The sequence below is a fragment of the Streptomyces yangpuensis genome (genome assembly GCF_001005295.1).
In the GTDB taxonomy this organism is placed as follows: Bacteria; Actinomycetota; Actinomycetes; order Streptomycetales; family Streptomycetaceae; genus Streptomyces; species Streptomyces yangpuensis.
This window is the reverse complement of record NZ_LBMK01000007.1, coordinates 218,659-236,118: the sequence shown is the minus strand read 5'-3', so window position 1 is coordinate 236,118 and position 17,460 is coordinate 218,659. Positions and strand designations below refer to the sequence as shown.

At 73.3% G+C, this 17,460-nt stretch carries 14 protein-coding genes; 6 read left to right on the top strand and 8 right to left on the bottom strand.

Annotation, left to right across the window (positions count from 1 at the left end):
- The first annotated feature begins 81 nt into the window (after positions 1-81).
- Positions 82-2,871 carry a SpoIIE family protein phosphatase gene (locus tag AAT21_RS28795; RefSeq protein WP_046779873.1) on the top strand — a complete coding sequence of 930 codons (2,790 nt, stop codon included), beginning with the start codon at positions 82-84 and terminating at the stop codon, positions 2,869-2,871.
- 66 nt (positions 2,872-2,937) lie between these two features.
- On the opposite strand, the gene AAT21_RS28790 is transcribed toward AAT21_RS28795, so the two are convergent.
- From AAT21_RS28790 to AAT21_RS28770, 5 genes are all read right to left on the bottom strand, one after another.
- Positions 2,938-5,004 (bottom strand): SpoIIE family protein phosphatase, encoded by a 2,067-nt coding sequence (locus AAT21_RS28790; protein ID WP_046779872.1) that lies wholly within the window; start codon positions 5,002-5,004, stop codon positions 2,938-2,940.
- Positions 5,005-5,251: 247 nt separating this feature from the next.
- Positions 5,252-6,616, bottom strand: a complete 1,365-nt coding sequence (locus AAT21_RS28785; RefSeq protein WP_046779871.1) for an MBL fold metallo-hydrolase — start codon at positions 6,614-6,616, stop codon at positions 5,252-5,254.
- Positions 6,613-7,722 (bottom strand): sulfite oxidase, encoded by a 1,110-nt coding sequence (locus AAT21_RS28780; RefSeq protein ID WP_052758027.1) that lies wholly within the window; start codon positions 7,720-7,722, stop codon positions 6,613-6,615. The genes AAT21_RS28785 and AAT21_RS28780 overlap by 4 nt, the downstream gene beginning before the upstream one ends.
- 364 nt (positions 7,723-8,086) lie before the next feature.
- Positions 8,087-9,301 carry an amino acid aminotransferase gene (locus AAT21_RS28775; RefSeq protein ID WP_046779870.1) on the bottom strand — a complete coding sequence of 405 codons (1,215 nt, stop codon included), beginning with the start codon at positions 9,299-9,301 and terminating at the stop codon, positions 8,087-8,089.
- A complete protein-coding gene (locus tag AAT21_RS28770) occupies positions 9,294-10,271 on the bottom strand; it encodes a DMT family transporter (protein WP_235439251.1) in 978 nt (325 codons plus the stop codon). Before AAT21_RS28770 ends, AAT21_RS28775 begins: the two co-directional genes overlap by 8 nt.
- A 136-nt stretch (positions 10,272-10,407) precedes the next feature.
- Between AAT21_RS28770 and AAT21_RS28765 the strand changes: the two genes are divergently transcribed.
- Positions 10,408-10,890 (top strand): Lrp/AsnC family transcriptional regulator, encoded by a 483-nt coding sequence (locus AAT21_RS28765; protein ID WP_046779869.1) that lies wholly within the window; start codon positions 10,408-10,410, stop codon positions 10,888-10,890.
- A gap of 4 nt (positions 10,891-10,894) precedes the next feature.
- Here AAT21_RS28765 and AAT21_RS28760 read toward each other — a convergent pair whose 3' ends face one another.
- From AAT21_RS28760 to AAT21_RS28750, 3 genes are all read right to left on the bottom strand, one after another.
- Positions 10,895-11,413: an O-acetyl-ADP-ribose deacetylase gene (locus AAT21_RS28760; RefSeq protein WP_046779868.1), complete on the bottom strand. Its 519-nt coding sequence runs from the start codon at positions 11,411-11,413 to the stop codon at positions 10,895-10,897.
- Between the two features lie 23 nt (positions 11,414-11,436).
- Positions 11,437-12,855 (bottom strand): phytoene desaturase family protein, encoded by a 1,419-nt coding sequence (locus AAT21_RS28755; protein ID WP_052758026.1) that lies wholly within the window; start codon positions 12,853-12,855, stop codon positions 11,437-11,439.
- Between the two features lie 74 nt (positions 12,856-12,929).
- Positions 12,930-13,754 carry an inositol monophosphatase family protein gene (locus AAT21_RS28750; protein WP_046779866.1) on the bottom strand — a complete coding sequence of 275 codons (825 nt, stop codon included), beginning with the start codon at positions 13,752-13,754 and terminating at the stop codon, positions 12,930-12,932.
- A 386-nt stretch (positions 13,755-14,140) separates the two neighbouring features.
- Here AAT21_RS28750 and AAT21_RS28745 point away from each other — a divergent pair, with 386 nt between their 5' ends.
- The 4 genes from AAT21_RS28745 to AAT21_RS28735 all read left to right on the top strand — a co-directional run bounded on the left by AAT21_RS28745 (position 14,141) and on the right by AAT21_RS28735 (position 17,330).
- A complete protein-coding gene (locus AAT21_RS28745) occupies positions 14,141-15,343 on the top strand; it encodes an amidinotransferase (protein WP_235439249.1) in 1,203 nt (400 codons plus the stop codon).
- Between the two features lie 109 nt (positions 15,344-15,452).
- On the top strand, positions 15,453-16,331 hold the full coding sequence (locus AAT21_RS28740; protein WP_046779865.1) for a universal stress protein: 879 nt from the start codon (positions 15,453-15,455) through the stop codon (positions 16,329-16,331).
- The gene (locus tag AAT21_RS37805) at positions 16,324-16,482 is read left to right on the top strand and encodes a hypothetical protein (protein WP_157879807.1); all 159 of its coding nucleotides are present in this window, start codon (positions 16,324-16,326) and stop codon (positions 16,480-16,482) included. Before AAT21_RS28740 ends, AAT21_RS37805 begins: the two co-directional genes overlap by 8 nt.
- Positions 16,479-17,330: a DMT family transporter gene (locus AAT21_RS28735; protein ID WP_046779864.1), complete on the top strand. Its 852-nt coding sequence runs from the start codon at positions 16,479-16,481 to the stop codon at positions 17,328-17,330. The genes AAT21_RS37805 and AAT21_RS28735 overlap by 4 nt, the downstream gene beginning before the upstream one ends.
- Positions 17,331-17,460 lie beyond the last annotated feature (130 nt).

The following is a 17,460-nucleotide window of genomic DNA, read 5'->3' as shown; positions in this document are numbered from 1 at the left end:
CACGCCCAAAGCCCTGGACAGTGTTAGAAAGGGCTCATGACCGGACGTTCGGGGCGACAGCCGACCGGGAGGGGTTCGCGCATGTCCGCGCGCCTGTCCCGGGGGGCGCACAGCGTCGCCGGTCAGGTCTTCGCCCTCCAGGCGATGATCGTGGTGCTGCTGATCACCGCCGCCGCGCTGGCCCTGGTCTTCCAGGCCCGCTACGACAGCCAGCGCGACGCGCGCAACCGCTCGCTGGCCGCCGCCGAGGCCTTCGCGCATGCCCCCGGCCTCCCGGAGGCCCTGCTGTCGCCGGATCCGACGGCCGCGCTCCAGCCGCTGGCCGAGGCCGCCCGCCGGGCCTCGGGCCTCGACTTCATCGCGGTGATGGACCTCCGCGGGGTCCGCTACACCGACTCGCAGCCCGAGCTGATCGGCAAGCGGGCCTCGGACATCTCCCGCGCCGTCGCCGGCGAATCGTTCACCCAGGTCTTCAAGGGACAGCCGAGCGACGCCGTCCGGGCGGTGGTGCCCGTACGGAACGCGGACGGCGACATCATCGGCCTGGTCGCCACCGGCATAGAGGTCGAGAACGTCACCCACGCGGTCGAGGGGCAGATCCCGCTCCTCGTGGGCGCCACGGCGACCGGTCTGCTGCTCGGCACCGCCGGGTCCGCCCTGGTCAGCCGACGGCTGCTGCGCCAGACCCGCGGCCTGGGCGCCGCCGAGATGACCCGGATGAACGAACACCACGAGGCCGTTCTGCACGCCGTGCGCGAGGGCGTGCTCATCATCGGCAACGACCAGAGGCTCATCCTGGCCAACGACGAGGCCCGCAGGCTGCTGGACCTGCCGGAGGACGCCGAGGAGCGCGCCGTCGGCGACCTCGGCCTCGATCCGCGCACCACCGAGCTGCTCGCCTCGGGCCGTGTCGTGACGGACCACGTGCACCTGGCGGGCGACCGGCTGCTCGCGGTCAACGTCCGGCCCACCGTGGCGTACGCGGGGCGGCCGGCGGGCCGTGTGGTGACCCTGCGCGACTCGACCGAGCTGGCCTCGCTCTCCGGCCGGGCCGAGGTCGCCCGCAGCCGCCTGCAGCTGCTGTACGACGCGGGTGGGCGGATCGGCACCACGCTGGACGTGGCGCGGACCGCCGAGGAGCTGTCGGAGGTGGCCGTGCCACGCTTCGCCGACTTCGTGACGGTGGAGCTGCTGGAGCCCGTGCTGCGCGGGGACGAGCCCTCCGGCACCGGTGTGTACACCGAGATGCGCCGGGCAGCCATCAGCGGCATCCGCACCGACTCGCCGCTGCAGCCGGTCGGCGACCTGATCCGGTTCGAGGTGCCGACGGCCCCGATGGCGGCCGCCCTGGACGCCGGGCACGCGGTGCTGGCGGCCGATCTCAACGCGGCCATGGGCTGGCGGGCGCAGGACTCCCAGGGCACCCGGACGGCCCTGGACTACGGGCTGCACTCGCTGATCTCCGTACCGCTCCAGGCCCGCGGGGTGGTCCTGGGGATGGCCAACTTCTGGCGCGCCGACACCCCGGAGCCCTTCGACGGGGAGGACCTGTCCTTCGCGGAGGAACTGGGCGCGCGGGCGGCCGTCTCCATCGACAACGCGCGCCGTTTCACTCGTGAGCACGCGATGGCGGTGACCCTCCAGCGCAGCCTGCTGCCGCGGGTACTGCCCGACCAGAGCGCCGTGGAGGTCGCCTACCGCTATCTTCCGGCGACGGCCGGGGTGGGGGGCGACTGGTTCGACGTGATCCAGCTGCCGGGTGCCCGGGTCGCGCTGGTCGTGGGCGATGTCGTCGGTCACGGGGTGCACGCCGCGGCCACCATGGGCCGGCTGCGGACGGCGGTGCACAACTTCTCCACCCTGGACCTGCCGCCCGACGAACTGCTCGGCCACCTGGACGAGCTGATCAACCGGATCGACCAGGACGAGGCCGGGGGCTGGCGGGCGGACGGGAACGCGCACGCGAGCGGGGACGGAGACGGGAGCGGGGCGGGCGGGGAGGACCCGGAGCCCGGCACCGCGGCCGGGCGCACCTCCGCCGTCACCGGCGCCACCTGCCTGTACGCGGTCTACGATCCGGTCTCCGGGCGGTGCCGGATGGCGAGCGCCGGACATCCCGGGCCCGCGCTGATCCGCCCCGACGGCCGGGTGGAGTTCCCCGAGCTGCCGGCCGGGATCCCGCTCGGCGTGGGCGGGATGCCCTTCGAGGCGGTCGATTTCGAGGTGCCCGAGGGCAGCCGGCTCGTGCTGTTCACGGACGGCCTGGTGGAGGACCGCGACCGGGACTTCGACACCGGCCTGCGCCTCCTCGCCGACACGCTGGCGCGGCCCGGACGCAGCCCCGACCAGGCGGCCTCGGACGTGCTCGACGCGATGCTGTTCCCAGTGCCGAGCGACGACATCGCCCTGCTGATCGCGGACACGCGGCGGCTGGAGGCGGACCGGATCGCCGAATGGGAGGTCCCCGGGGAGCCCTCGGCCGTCTCGCGGGTGCGCAACGCCGGCTCGGCGCAGCTCGTCGAGTGGGGCCTGGAGGACCTCGCCTTCCCCGTGGAGCTGATCCTCAGCGAGCTGGTCACCAACGCGATCCGGTACGGGAGCGCGCCCGTCCGGGTGCGGCTGCTGCGGGACCGGAGCCTGATCTGCGAGGTCTCCGACGGCAGCAGCACCTCCCCGCACCTGCGGTACGCGGCCACCACCGACGAGGGCGGGCGCGGGCTGTTCCTCGTCGCGCAGTACGCCGAACGGTGGGGCACCCGGTACGCCGACCGCGGGAAGGTCATCTGGGCCCAGCTGCCGCTGACCGGGGGTGCGGAGCCGCAGCCGCCGGCGCCGCTGGACCTGGACGCGCTGGAGGACATGGCCTGGTGAGCCGGGCGGGCCGCCCGGGCCGTCGGGGCCGTCGGGGCCGCCCCGGGCGGGTCGGCGGCGGACCGGTCAGGCCGGCCGGGAGCGGGCCAGCAGCATCGCCACGTCGTCCTGCTGGGCGCACGGAAGCAGCCGCCGCAGGATCTGGTCGCACAGCCCGTCCAGGGGCTGCTGCACGCCGTGCAGGGCCGCTCCCAGCTGTTCCATGCCCTGGTCGAGGTCGCGGTCCCGGGCCTCGATGAGTCCGTCGGTGTAGAGGACGAGCAGGCTGCCGGGCGGCAGGCGCACCTCCTCGGTGCGGAAGTCCCGGCCGCCCGCGCCCAGCGGGGTTCCGGGCGGGCCGTGGAGGAAGGTGACGGTCCCGTCGGTGGCGACGACGGCGGGCGGCGGGTGGCCGGCCCGCGCGATCACACAGGTCCCGGACGCCGCGTGGTGGACGGCGTACACGCAGGTCGCCATCTCGTCCTCGCCCAGGTCGGCGACGACGGCGTCGAGGGAGCGCAGAAGCTGGGCGGGGGGTACGCCGTGGCGTGCGAGGGTCCGTACGGCCGTGCGCAGCTGGCCCATGACGGCGGCCGCGTGGATCCCGTGGCCCATGACGTCCCCGATGACGAGCCCGGTCCGGCCGCCGGGCAGCGGGATGGCGTCGAACCAGTCACCGCCGACGTCGTGGTCGCTGGCGGGCAGGTAGCGGCCGGTGAGTTCGAGGCCGGGGACCTCGGGCAGGGCGCTGTTGGTGAGGCTGCGCTGGAGGGTCAGGGCGGCCTGGCGCTGGCGGGTGTACATGCGGGCGTTGTCGATGTTGAGGGCCGCGCGGGCGACGAGCTCGTCGACGAGGACGCATTCCTGCTCGTCGAAGGGCGGGCGCTCGCGCGTCCGGGTGACGGTGACGGCGCCCAGGACGGTGCCACGGGCGACGAGCGGGACCAGGCGGGCGGATCCCAGGGTGGCCAGGTAGGCCCGCAGGGCGGCAGCGCGGGGGGAGGTGATCAGGGCGGGGATGTCGGAAGCGTAGAGGTTCAGGGGCAGGCCCTCGGTGATGACCCGCTCGTAGACGGTGCCCGCGGGAATCTGGAAGGTCTGGCCGGGGGCGAGTTTCGCGGTGGGGGCGTTCGGGTCGGGGAAGCGGGCGGCCAGGCGGCGCAGGACCCCGCGGGTGGAGGCGGCGGGTGCCGCGCCCTCGTCGGGGCCGAGGACGGATTCCAGCAGTTGTACGTCGGCGGAGTCGGAGAGCTGCGGTACGAGCTGTTCCACGATCTCCTGGGCGGTCTGGTGCAGGTCGAGGGTCGTACCGATGCGGGCGCCCGCCTCCGCGAGCAGGGCCAGGCGGTGCTGGGCCAGCTCGGCCTCGGCCTGGGCCTGCTCGCTGTCGGTGATGTCGATGAGGGAGGCGATCACGCCGAGGGCCCGGCCGGAGCCGTCCAGGAGGGGGGCGTAGGAGCAGGACCAGGTCCGGTCGTGGTCGGGGTCGGCGGGGGTCCGCCCGGTGCGTCGGACGTCGACGACGGCGCTGCCCCGTTCGAGAACCTGCCGCATGGTCGCCTCCAGGGCGACGGCGTTGACGCCGGGGACCACTTCGGTGAGCCGTTTGCCGAGGTGTTCGGCGGCGGAGACGCCGTTCATGCGGGCCAGCGCGTCGTTGACGCGGAGGAATCTCAGGTCGGGGCCGAGGGTGGCGAGGCCGATGGGCGACTGGGTGAAGAGGCTCTGCAGGGCGGCGAGGGAGTCGCGCATGTGGAGGACCTCGGAGGTCTCCACGGCGATGAGCAGGGCTCCCATCCGCCCGGTGGCGTCGACGGCGGGGACGATCCACATCTCCATCACGACGCGGTGCCCGTCGCGGTGGCGGACGGGGAGGGTGCCGACGACGCTCTCGCCGGCCTGGACGCGGCGGGTCAGCTGGTCGGCGAGCTCGTGGTTGGCCTCGGGGACCAGGACGGAGGCGCCGGGGCGGCCGATGATGTCCTCGGGGCGGTGTCCTAGGAGGTCCTGGGCGGCCAGTGACCACTCCACGATGCGGCCGTCGGCGTCCTCCCGCCACAGGGCGATCGGCAGCAGCTCGCGGAGTACGCCCGCGTAGCCGACAGCCGCCGCCGGCGGGTCCGGCACCGCGCTCGTCGACTGGTAAGTGTCCACACGACCTCACCCCGTGGGGCCCGATTCCTACCGATTCACCCTATCCGAGGCGTCGGCGCAGGGCTCTGCGTCCGCCCGAGGGGTGGGTAAGGACCAGTACCTCGGCGGGGGCGGCGGGAAACACGGAGACCGGCATCGCGGAACCGGGCGTCGGGAAATCGCGCGTGGACCGTGCGGACCCTGACCCCTCACGCGTGGACCGTACGGACCCGGACCCCTCACGCGTGGACCGTACGGACCCGGCTCCTCACGCGTGGGCCATGAGCTCCCGGACCCCGCCGCTGGTCACGGCGGTCACCGGGATCCCCGCCCGGTCGATCAGGCCCGCGGCGATGGTCGCCCGGCGGCCGCTGCCGCACACCACCCAGATCTCCCGGTCCCTGGGCAGCTCACCGATCCTGCGGGGCAGTTCGGCCAGGGGCACGGCGAGCGAGCCGGGGATGCCGCCCTCGGGGCGGTCCGGCCGCACGTCGAGCAGCAGCCGGCCGGCCAGGTGCCCGGCCGACGCGGCGGCGTCCGCGGTGCGGAAGGTGCGCAGTGGGCGGCCTGCGGCCGTCCAGGCGTCGGTTCCTCCCGCCAGGTATCCGGCGACGTCGTCGTAGCCGATCCGCAGGAGCTGGGTCATCGCCTCCTGGGCGGCGTCCCCGGCGGGTTCCGGCAGGACGAGGACCAGGCGCGTACCGAAGGGGACGACCTCGCCGACCAGGCTCGCGAAGCGGTCGTCGAGCTCGTCGCAGATCGAGTCGGGGAGATGGCCGGCGGCGAAGGCGGCCCGGTCGCGCCCGTCGACGATCTGCGCGCCGCCGCCGGCGAGCCCCTCCACCATGGCCGGGGTGAGCGGGCGGAGGGTGGGCGGGCCGCCGAGGACCCGTGGCCCGTGCCCGTTGATGGGTCCCATGTGGTGGTAGTAGGCGGGGTACGGGGGCAGGCCCGACATCCGTCCCCTGACGAACTCCTCCTCGTCCTGGGCGGTCAGTACGGGGTTGGTGCGCCGTTCCGCGCCGACCGTGCTGGTCCGCTCCCCCGACACCGGGCCGGCCGCGCAGGAGCTGCCCGCGCCGTGGGTCGGCAGGACGCGGGTGCCGTCGGGGAGCAGGGCGAGCCGGCGCAGGGTCCGGTACTGGGCCCGGGCGAGTTCCTCCGTACGGCCGGTGCCGGACAGGTCGGTCCGGCCGGCGTTGCCGACGAGGAGGCTGCCGCCGGTGAAGACGGCCGACGGGGCCCGGCCGGTGTCGTCGAAGACCAGGTAGGAGGTGTGTTCGGCGGTGTGGCCCGGGGTTTCCACGGCTCGTACGGTGACGTCGCCGACGAGGATCTCGTCGTCCTCGGCCAGGGGCAGGTGGTCGAAGCCGTAGGGTGCGCGGGCCGGTCCCGCGACCGTGGCGCCGGTGGCCGCTCTGACCTCCAGAGCGCCGGAGACGTAGTCGTTGTGCACGTGCGTCTCCAGGACGTAGCGGATCCCGACGCCCTTGGCGGTACAGGATTCCACCAGGTCCCAGATGTCCCGCTGCGGGTCGACGAGGGCGGCTTCGTCGCCGCTGACGAGCAGGTAGCTGGTGTCCCCGAGCGACGGGGTGGCGATGACCTCGATCGTCGCCTCGGAAGCGTTCATACGACCACCACTTCGACGGAGGCCACGGGGTTGCAGCCGTAGCCGCGGGCGTTCCACGGGGCCTGCGGCGGCTGTGTGTCGCCGCGGGCGTCGGTCGCGCGGGAGAGCAGCCGGTACGGTCCGGGCTGCTGCGGGGTCCACCGGTAGGACCAGCTCCGCCAGGCGTAGGGCCCGGCCGGCGGTTCGAGGACGGCTTCGTGCCAGCCGCGCAGGTGGTCCGGGTCGCTGCCGTCGTCCTCGTGCGAGGCGCGCACCTCGACCCTGCGGACGGGTACCCCGTCGCCCGACCAGGCGTGGCCGCGGACCAGGGTCTCGTGGCCGCGGCGCACGTCGTCGTCCGGTGCGGGCTCGGTGATGAGCGACTTGACCCGCAGGGTCGTCACGGGGCCTTCGGGGGTGCCGCGCGGGTCGACGTAGAGGTACTCCTCGGCCTGGAAGACCCCGGTGAAGGGGCCGGTCACGGCCTGTGCCCCGACCAGCCACTTCACATCTGCGACGGCGTACCGGCCGGGGACGAGCAGACGGACCGGCGCTCCGTGCTCGGGGGTGAGCGGCTCGCCGTTCATGCGGGTGGCGAGGAGGGTGTCCGGGTGGCGGGCGACGGCGAGCGGGAGGCTGCGTTCGAAGGGCGTCCGGCGGCCGCGGACCGTGCCGGAGTCGGCTCCGGTGAAGACGATCTCGACGGCCGCCGGGTCGATCCCGGCGCGGTCGGCGAGGAGGCGGAAGGGCACGCCCGCGAAGTGTGCGCAGCCCACGGCCCGCTGGCCCCAGGCCACGCCGGGCGGGGCCGGCCGCATCAGGCTGCGGCCGTTGCCCGCGCATTCGACGACGGCGTCGAGCTCGCGGTGTTCCAGGGTGAGGAGCTCTGCGTGGCCGATGGAGAAGGCGGTGGCCACGGCGCCGCCGATCCGCAGCCGCCACCGGGCGGGGTCGGTCGGCGGGATGCCGAAGTGGTCGCGTACGAAGAGGGCCGCCGCGGGGGTGACCGGCTCGGCCAGCGCGGCCGACGGGGTCTGGGCGTTGTACGGGTCGGCGGTGACCGTCTCGGGTGCCCAGACGGTTGCGCCGGGCCCGCGGGCGACCCGGAAATCCGGCGCTGCTGTCATGGCCACCTCCGGTCGGCCTGGTGCGGAGCGCGACGCGAATTTCTTCCAGCCTACGTCCGCGAACCCCTTGACTCAGGACAAATAGGGAGGAGACTCATCAATACACCGGATCACCGGAAAGAGCCGCACCTCCCTCAGGAGACGTCCTGGGGTTCGAGTGACTACTCTCCAGGCTCTGGCCAGGCCCCCGGCAGCACCTGTCGACCACGGGAGCCATCGGCGACGGCGGATGGCTCATGGCATCGACGGACTGCCGGGGACTGTCGTGTACTCCCGCTGTTTCAAGGACACCGACCCGAAGTGAGCGAGCGGTGACTCCCGGGCCGGCGCCCCGACGGGCGCCGGCCCGGGAGCGCGTCCGGGTTCAGGCGAGTTCGCGCGGGCGGGGCGCCCCGGCGGTGTCGAGGACCGCCGCGATCCCCCGGGCCAGGCACGGGATCCGGTGGGCCGGGATGCCGGCGATGTTGATCCGCCCCGAGGTCGTCCCGTAGATGGCGTACTGCCTGCGCAGCCGCAGCATCTGGTTCGGGGTCAGCGGCAGCATCGAGAACATGCCCTTCTGCCGGGCCAGCGAGCGGGCCTGCTCCGGGCAGCCGAGATTGCCGAGGTGGGCGGTCAGGTCCGCCCGGTTGGCCATGATCCGGCCGCGCATCACGTCCAGCTCGGCCCGCCAGGAGGCGCGCAGCCCCGCGTCCTGGAGGATCGTGGTCACGACGGCGGCGCCGTGCTCGGGCGGCATGGAATACAGGGTGCGGGCGGCGTTCTGCAGGGCAGTCTCGGCGTGCCGCACGGCCTTGGCCGAGGAGCCGACCACGATGGCGCAGCCGACGCGGTCGCTGTAGAGGCCGAAGTTCTTCGAGCAGCTCACGGCGATCAGCATCTCGGGCACCCGGGAGGCCAGCATCCGCGTGGCCAGCAGGTCGGCCTCCAGGCCGTCGCCGAGTCCGTGGTAGGCGAGGTCGACGAAGGGCACCCAGCCGCCGCGCAGGGCCGACTCGGCCAGCGCCTCCCAGTCGTCCAGCAGGGGGTCGACGCCCGAGGGGTTGTGACAGCACCCCTGGAGCAGGACGACGTCGTCGCGTCCCGCGTCCGCGAGCTCCCGCAGCACGCCGGCCGTGTCGAAGCCGCCCTCGGCGTCGCGCCACCCGTAGGTGCGGACCTTGAGGCCGGCGGCCTCCAGGATCGGCCGGTGGTTGACGTAGGCCGGGTCGCTGATCCACACCGTGGCGCCGGGGCGGGTACGGAAGACCAGGTCGGCGAGGAGGCGCAGGGCGCCGGAGCCCGCGACGGTCTGGACGGCCGCGGCCCGCTCGGCGGGCCCGTCCGGGCCCAGGACCAGGTCGAGCAGGGAGCTGTTGAAGGCGGTGTTGCCGGACAGCCCGCGGTACTCCTTGGAATCGGAGCGCTGCGCGAGCAGGATCTCGGCCTCGCGGACGGCGGCCATGACGGGGGTGGACCCGCTCTGGTCCCGGTAGACGCCGAGGACGAGGTTCAGTCGTTCGGGCCGCTCGTCGCCGCCGAACTCGTACGTCAGGTCCCACAGCGGGTCGGTGGGCGGCGTGGGAAGGAGCTCAAGCATCTGCGGGGACCTCGGGTCGGGGGCGGCGGTTGGCGAGGACGACGCCGGCGGTGATCAGGGGCACGCCGACGAGGACGGCGACGGTGGGTGTCTCGCCGAGCAGGGGGATCGCGAGCAGGACCACGGCGACGGGGCTGAGGCTCCCGACGACGGAGCTGCGTTCGGCGCCGAGGCGCCGGATGGCGAAGGCGTAGAGCAGGCCCGCGCACAGCCCCACTCCGAGGCCCTGCACGACCAGGAAGAGCGCGATGTCGGTGCCCGCGGCGTGCGCGATCCCGGTGGGGAGGACCCCGGTCAGGACGAGCAGTCCGATGATCACGAAGGAGGGCAGGCACAGCAGTCCGATCGATCCGACGGGATCGAGGTCCACCTCGCGCAGCCCCACGGTGTAGAGGGCCCACAGGCCGCTGGCGACCAGGAGGATGCCGGAGCCGGCGAGGACGTCGGTGTCCACGGGGACGACGTAGCGCCAGACGAGGGCGAGGACACCGGCCGCGATCAGGGCGAGGCCGGCGGCCTGCGTGCCCCTGGGGACGCCGTGGCCGCGCCGGATCATGATCAGGGAGACGAACAGCGGGACCATGCCGGGGACGATGGAGCCGACGAAGGCCGCGGAGGTCAGCGCTCCGCCGTGCATCGCGGCCAGGAAGAAGGGCACCCCCGCGCCGCAGACGATCTTCAGGGCGGGGCCCGGCCGCACCGCGGCGATGGCGCGGCGGCGCCGCCACAGGGCGGGCAGGAGCAGGACGAGGGGGAGGCCGAACCGCAGCAGCGCGGCGTCGGCGGGGAGCAGGGAGGAACTGCTGAGGGCGCGGGCGCTGAGCGCGAAGGCCGCCCAGATCGACACCGTCACCAGCAGCGCCAGCATGCCCTGGGCCTGGGGGGAGAGCCCGCGCCGGCCGGGGTGTCCGGCGCGCGGGCCCGCCGCATCGGGAGGCAGGGTCGCCCGGGTGGTGTGCGTCGCGACCAAGGGATCCACTCCAGCCTCTGGAACACGGGCCGGTCCGGCCCGTTCGAGGGCAACGTTAGGTCTTCGGCCGGGGCAGCCGATTGCCAGTTCTGCCTCTCGGACATACGTTTGGGGCAGGATCTGCCAAGGAGTGGCCATGGACGCAGTCGATCTGCAGATAATCCGGGAATTGCAGACAGATGGGCGTCTTTCCAACCAGGAGCTGGCCGATCGCGTCCGGCTGTCCCCCTCGCCCTGCCTGCGCCGGGTCCGGCGGCTGGAGGAGGCGGGCCTGATCCGCGGCTACACGGCCATGGTCGACCAGGTCGCGTTCGGACTGCCGGTGACCGTCTTCGTCCGGATCCGGCTGGAGCGGCACACGGCGGAGGCGGTGCGGCTCTTCGAGGAGCACGTCGCGGTCATCGAGCACATCCAGGACTGCTACCTGATGGCGGGAAGCAGCGACTACCTGCTCCGGGTCGTCATCGAGGACCTGGAGGCGTACGAGGCCCTGGTGCGCCACCGGATCCACGCGATCCCCGGGATCGCCTCGATCGAGTCGAGCTTCGCGTACGGCAGCGTCAAGCAGACCAGGACCTACCCCCGCCCGGCGCAGGGCACTGCGCGCCGGCCGGTGTGACCCCCTAGCGGGTGGCTTCGACGGCCGCCTCGAAGGCGGCGTGGGCGGCTTCGTCGAAGAGGACGAAGCGCACCTCCTGGACGTCGGTGCGGGCTGCCAGGACCGTACGGACGGCGATCCGCGCCCCGTCGTCCATGGGCCAGCCGTAGATGCCGGTCGAGATGGCCGGGAAGGCGACCGTACGGGCGCCCAGCTCGTCGGCGACGCGCAGCGACTCGCGGTAGCAGGAGGCGAGCAGCTCCGAGCGGTCCTCCTCCCGCGACCAGACGGGACCGACGGTGTGGATGACGTGCTCGGCGGCCAGCCGGCCGGCGGTGGTGGCGACGGCCCGGCCCGTCGGCAGGCCCTTGCCGTAGTGGCCGCGCCGCAGGTCCTCGCAGGCCGCGAGGATCTCCGGGCCGCCCTTGCGGTGGATGGCGCCGTCGACCCCGCCGCCGCCGAGCAGCGAGGAGTTCGCGGCGTTGACGATGGCGTCGGCCTGCTGGGTGGTGATGTCGCCGCGGACCAGGGTGATACGGACCATGGGGAGTCCTTTCATGGGCGGCCTCAGGCGGCCTTGCGCAGGTGGCGCCAGACCGCCTTGGCGGCGTTGTGGCCGGACATGCCGTGGACGCCCGGGCCCGGCGGGGTCGCCGAGGAGCAGAGGAAGACCGCCGGGTGGGCCGTCGAGTACGGGGAGAGGCTGAGCCGGGGGCGCAGCAGGAGCTGGAGGCCGGAGGCGGCTCCGCAGGCGATGTCCCCGCCGATGTAGTTGGGGTTGCGGGCGGCGAGCTGGGGCGGGCCGGCCGTGGCGCGGGCGAGGACCAGGTCGCGGAAGCCCGGGGCGAAGCGCTCCAGTTGGCGTTCGACGGCGTCGGTGAGGTCGCCGTCCCAGCCGGCGGGGACGTGCCCGTACGCCCAGAAGACGTGCTTGCCCTCGGGGGCCCTGCCGGGGTCGGCCAGGCTGGGCTGTGCCGTGATGAGGAACGGCGCGCGGGGTGCCCGGCCGCCGGAGGCGAGCTGCAGGGCGGCGTCGATGTCGCGCATGCGCGGGCCGACCTGGACGGTGCCGGCGCGGCGCGGTTCCTCAGCCGTCCACGGGACCGGGCCGTCCAGCGCGTAGTCGACCTTGAACACGCTGGCGCCGTACCGGTAGCGGTCGTAGGCGCGGCCGAGGCGGGCGATCCTGGCCAGTGCGGTCGGCGAGGTGTCGAAGACGTAGGCGCGGGCGGGCGGGAGGTCGTCGAGCCGCTTGACCTCGAAGTCGGTGTGGATCGACCCGCCGAGGTCGCGCAGGTAGGAGGCGAGGGCGTCGGAGATCGACTGGGAGCCGCCGCGGGCCATCGGCCAGCCTCCCTCATGTGCGGCGAGGGCGAAGACCAGGCCGACGGCGCCGGTCCCGATCCCGCCGAGCGGGGCGATGACGTGGGCGACGAGCCCCGCGAACAGGGCCCGCGCCCGCTCGTCCTGGAACCGGCGCAGCAGCCAGGTCGAGGGCGGCAGCCCGGCGAGCCCGAACCGGGCGAGGGTGACCGGGTCGCGGGGCAGCGCGGTGTTCGGCAGGGACATGAAGTCCCGGGCCAGGGTGTCCCATCGGCCGAGGAACGGCCCGACCAGGCGCCGGTAGGCGCCCGCGTCGCGCGGCCCCAGCGACGCCGCCGTCTCCGCGACCGAGCGCGACAGGACGGCGGCCGTTCCGTCGTCGAAGGGGTGCGCCATGGGCAGCGGGGCGTGCAGCCACTCCAGCCCGTACCGCTTCAGCGGCATCGTGGCGAAGACCGGCGAGCCGGCGCCGAGCGGGTGCACCGCCGAGCAGGGGTCGTGCCGGAAGCCGGGGAGGGTGAGTTCCTCGGTCCGGGCTCCGCCGCCGACCGTGCCGGCGGCTTCGAAGACGGCAACGGAGAAGCCGCGCCGGGCCAGTTCGACGGCGGCCGTCAGCCCGTTGGGCCCCGCTCCGACCACGACCACATCGAAAATCGACGGCACGTGCGACTCCTTCGTTTCCGGTGGTGGCGCCTGCACCCCCAGGATATGGCGACGCGTACGCGGCACCGGACTCCTTATCGGCCCCGGAGCAGTTCCCGGACGCGTACGGCGGTGGCCTCGTCCCGGCCGACGGCGAACGGCAGGGCGTTGTCACGGTCCACCCGGAAGGGGACACCGTCGACAGTGCTCTGCGCACCGCCCGCCTCGGCGACCAGCAGCAGTCCGGCGGCGTGGTCCCAGGCCGAGGGCCAGGTGAAGGCGAGGGCGTCCATCTCCCCGCGGGCCACCTTCAGGTACTCCAGGCCGGCCGAGCCGCAGGGGCGGGCCGCGACGCCGGGCACGTCGAGCCGGGCCAGGGTGCGCTTGTTCTCGTCGGAGGTGTAGAGCGGGTGCGCGGTGGCGACCCGCAGGTCGGCGCCTGGTTCGGGCGAACCGCTGTGGATCCGGTCGCCGTTGACGTACGCGCCCCCGCCGCGGACGGCGGTGGCGAGCTCTTCCAGGGCCGGGGCGAAGGTCCAGGAGGCGAGGATCTCGCCGCGCACGGCCAGCGCGACCAGGGTGCAGAAGGCCGGGTCCCCGTTCACGAACTGGCGGGTGCCGTCGACGGGGTCGACGATCCACACGGGGGCATCCGCGCGCAGCGCCTCGTACACGGTGGGGTCGGCATGGACGGCTTCCTCGCCGACCACGGCCGATCCGGGCAGCAGGTGCGTCAGGGAGGCCGTAAGGTGCTCCTCGGCCTTGCGGTCGGCGACGGTCACCAGGTCGTGGGGGCCGCTCTTCTGGTCGACCTCGTGCTCGGCGAGCTGCCTGAATCGCGGCATGATCTCGATCGCCGCCGCCTTGCGGACGGCTTCTTCCACATCGGGCAGGCCATGGGCCAGGAACTCATCGATCATGCCCCCCAGCAAAGCACGCCCGGCCGGCAAACCCCACCGCCACTACCGGACACCCGGACGGACACCGGGTGGCCTCCGGGTGAACCGCCTCCGGTGCTCCCGCCTGGGCGATGTCAGCCCACCGGTGCTTCGGCTGCGGACGCTCACACAGTCCGGCGTGTGCGCTGCGCGTGCTCCCGTGCCCGTCCGCCGGCGCCAGGTTTCCAGGCCGCCGTCGGCCGGGCCCAACGCCGCCCGCTGGACGCGGCGGCCGTCCCGCGCAGGCCCCGGAGTGCGCCCGGCGCGCGAAGCCCGTCACCATCCCTCATCGTGGGGGTACGGGGTCCGCTCCGCCCGATGCGCCAGGTTGCGGGGCGGAGGCAGCGGGACGAGGGGAGTACCGTCCGATGTCATCGCCACGGATTGTCTCGTCTGACGACGGCGTGCACCCCCTCGTTTCACCGGTCGGCTCGCACAACGAATGGGACCCGCTGGAGGAGGTCGTGGTCGGGCGTCTGGAAGGTGCGACGTTCCCGTCCAGGCACCCGATCGTGACCTGCAACGTCCCGATGTGGGCCGGACGGCTGCAGGGTCTTGCCGCCGGCTTCCGCTATCCCCGCGCCATCGTCGAGCCGGCGCAGCGTGAGCTCGACGAATTCATCGCCCTGCTGCGGTCCTTGGGCGTCACGGTCAGACGGCCGGACCCCGTCGACCACCGCCGGCGCTACGCGACTCCGGACTGGCCGTCACGCGGCTTCGCCAACAGCTGCCCGCGTGACAGTCTGCTGGTGATCGGTGACGAGATCATCGAAACCCCGATGGCCTGGCCGTGCCGGTACTTCGAGACGTTCTCCTATCGCCCCCTCGTCAAGGGCTACTTCCGTCGCGGCGCGCGCTGGACGTCGGCTCCGAAGCCGCAGCTCACCGATGCCCTGTTCGATGAGAGCTACCGGGTCCCCAGGCCTGGCAGGCAGGTGCGCTACCTGACCACGGAGTTCGAGCCGGTGTTCGACGCAGCGGATTTCGTGCGGGCGGGCCGTGACCTGTTCGCCCAGAGGAGCAACGTGACCAACCGGATGGGCATCGAGTGGCTGCGTCGCCACCTGGGGCCCGACTATCGCATCCACGAGATCGAGAGCCGCTGCCGCACCCCGATGCACATCGACACGACGTTCCTCCCGCTCGCTCCGGGCAAGGTACTGGTGAATCCCGAGTACATCGATGCCGACCGCCTGCCGACGGTTCTCGACGGATGGGACGTGCTCGTCGCCCCCGAGCCCGATCCACTCCCTGAACGGCTGCTCAAGATCACCTCAATGTGCGGCAAGTGGCTGAGCATGAACGTCCTGGTGATCGACGGCGAACGCGTGATCGCCGATCGCCACCACACCCGCATGCTGCGCGCCCTCGAGGGGTGGGGCTTCGAGCCCGTCCCTTGCGACCTTCTGCACTACGCGCCGTTCGGCGGGTCGTTCCACTGCGCCACCCTCGACATCCGTCGCCGCGGTGCGCTCGAAACCTACTTCCCCCGGCCTGCCGCCGCGACCGCATCGCACACCGCTCGCCACGTCCGGGGAACGCAAACCGGCGGATCGAACGTCTGGGGGTAGCGAAGAAGGTGTGGCTCACCTGCGCCGTCGTACGGAGCCGCGTCGCGTGTCGCGGGGCCCGCAGCCCGGGGAGGAGCCCCCGCCCGCGCCGCCAGAAGGGAGCGCAAGCATGTCCCGTCCTGTGATTGTCGGTGTGGACGGGTCGCCGGAGGCCGTCGCGGCGGCCGCATGGGCCGCGAGAGAGGCGGTACTGCGCAGAGTCAGCCTGCGTATCGTCCACGCGGACGACACGCCGGGCCCGGCGACCGCGTGGCCCGACAGCTTCGAAACACGGGGCCGATGGGCCGAAGACCTGCTCGCCGAGGTCGCAGAATCGGTGCGTCGCGAACACCCTGCTCTGGAGACCGAGGGCCGGCATCGATCCGGGCGACCCTCCGAGGTTCTGGCCGACGAGGCGTCCGAGGCCGGACTCCTCGTGCTCGGCTCTCGGGGTCTGGGCGGGGTACGGGGATTCCTCCTCGGTTCGGTCGGCATGGCGACGATCAGCGTCACGAAGTGCCCGGTCGTGCTGGTACGGGCACCGGAGCGGCCGGACGCGGCAGACGGCGCCGTCCCAGCCGGCCCAACGCGCAACGTGGTCGTCGGCGTGGACCTCGACCGGTTCTTCGCTCCCCTCCTCGATTTCGCCTTGACGGAGGCCGCGTTGCGTGGCGACCGTGTCCTGGTCCTGTACGGGTGGTCCATGATGCCCGTGGTCCGCGACGCCTCGGCGCTCGTCGCAGCCGAGCGGGACATGGGCCCCGGCATCGCGGGGCGCCTCACGGAAGCCCTGAAGCCGTGGCGGCACAAGTTCCCTTCCACGGAGGTCGTCCAGCAATCGCCCGTCGGCGGCCCGGCTCGACTGCTCCTGCATGCCGCGGACACGGCGGACCTCGTGGTGGTCGGCCGACGTGTACGCAGTGGATCTCTGGGCGTACACATCGGATCCGTCACCCATGCCCTGATTCACCACTGTCCGGCACCCGTCGCCGTCATCGCGCATGAATGACGTCTTCGCCGCCCGGACCATGCCCGTGCCGGAGTCCGCGCGGACCCCGGCGGCGTCCGGCATGCCCGCCGGCCTGATGGTCCCGGCCGGACCGTACACGTGTGCCTCGGACGTGGTCCGTCCCGCGGCGGCAGGGCTCTTCGACCCGTGAACCTCGTGATAGCGGTGTCGAGTGCCCTGATGGCCGCCGCATGTTTCGGTATCGGGTCGGTGCTGCAGCACGAAGCTGCGCGGCAGGCGTCGATGCAGGAGTCGATGAGGCTGCGGCTCCTGCTCGACCTGGCCCGTCGACCCAGGTGGCTGGTGGGGCTGGGGCTCTCCGTCTCCTCCTTCGCCTTCCTCGGATTCGCGCTCGCGTACGGTCCCCTGGTCCTGGTCCTTCCGCTCGCGGCAACCGATCTCGTGTTCGCGCTGCCGTTGCTGGCTCTGCGGCGCGGGGAGCGACTGACCCGGCGGGAGAAGACGGGAGTGGTCTGCACGGCGGGAGGCGTGGCGGTGTTCCTGGCGGTGCTGCCCCTCACTGCCGACCTGACGCCCCCCGCGGTCCACGACTGGGCCCCCGCGTTCGCGGTGGTGGTCGGTTCCGTGGCGCTGCTGGCGCCCGTAGGGGCCAGGCGTCCTGGATGGGTACGGACGGCCGCGTACGCGGTCTGCGCGGCGCTGATGCTGGCGCTTCTCGATGGCCTGGCCAAGAGCACGGTCGGCCGGTTCCGGGCCGACCGCCTCGAAGTGCTGCTCCACTGGGAACCATACGCGCTGGTCGCCGTCGGGGTGACGAGCCTGGTTCTGTCCCAGAGCGCCTTCCAGGCCGGCTCTCTGGCTGTCAGTCTGCCGATCATCGACACCCTGGAGCCGATCGGCGCCGTCGCGATCGGCATCGCCGTCTTCGGCGAGCGGCTCGCACTCACCGGCTGGGAGCTCACCGTGCAGATGCTGGGAGCGGCGGCGGCCGTGACAGGCATCGTGTTGCTGGGGCGGTCGCCGCTGGCCACGGTATGACGCACGGCCGGATGCGCCGACGCGGCGCGCGCCGACCCCCACCCGCTCGTCGGGAGCAGCCGTCACCCGCGTCGCCGGGACCGTCCGGCTCCGGCGCGGGTACCGGCAGGGGTGGCGGTCCCCTGCCCGG

Excerpts from the sequence above, each read along its gene's own strand:
- AAT21_RS28795 (WP_046779873.1), top strand. The coding sequence starts at position 82 with ATGTCCGCGCGCCTGTCCCGGGGGGCGCACAGCGTCGCCGGTCAGGTC.
- AAT21_RS28785 (WP_046779871.1), bottom strand. The coding sequence starts at position 6,616 with ATGAACGCTTCCGAGGCGACGATCGAGGTCATCGCCACCCCGTCGCTC.
- AAT21_RS28780 (WP_052758027.1), bottom strand. The coding sequence starts at position 7,722 with ATGACAGCAGCGCCGGATTTCCGGGTCGCCCGCGGGCCCGGCGCAACC.
- AAT21_RS28775 (WP_046779870.1), bottom strand. The coding sequence starts at position 9,301 with ATGCTTGAGCTCCTTCCCACGCCGCCCACCGACCCGCTGTGGGACCTG.
- AAT21_RS28765 (WP_046779869.1), top strand. The coding sequence starts at position 10,408 with ATGGACGCAGTCGATCTGCAGATAATCCGGGAATTGCAGACAGATGGG.
- AAT21_RS28760 (WP_046779868.1), bottom strand. The coding sequence starts at position 11,413 with ATGGTCCGTATCACCCTGGTCCGCGGCGACATCACCACCCAGCAGGCC.
- AAT21_RS28750 (WP_046779866.1), bottom strand. The coding sequence starts at position 13,754 with ATGATCGATGAGTTCCTGGCCCATGGCCTGCCCGATGTGGAAGAAGCC.
- AAT21_RS28745 (WP_235439249.1), top strand. The coding sequence starts at position 14,141 with ATGTCATCGCCACGGATTGTCTCGTCTGACGACGGCGTGCACCCCCTC.
- AAT21_RS28740 (WP_046779865.1), top strand. The coding sequence starts at position 15,453 with ATGTCCCGTCCTGTGATTGTCGGTGTGGACGGGTCGCCGGAGGCCGTC.
- AAT21_RS37805 (WP_157879807.1), top strand. The coding sequence starts at position 16,324 with ATGAATGACGTCTTCGCCGCCCGGACCATGCCCGTGCCGGAGTCCGCG.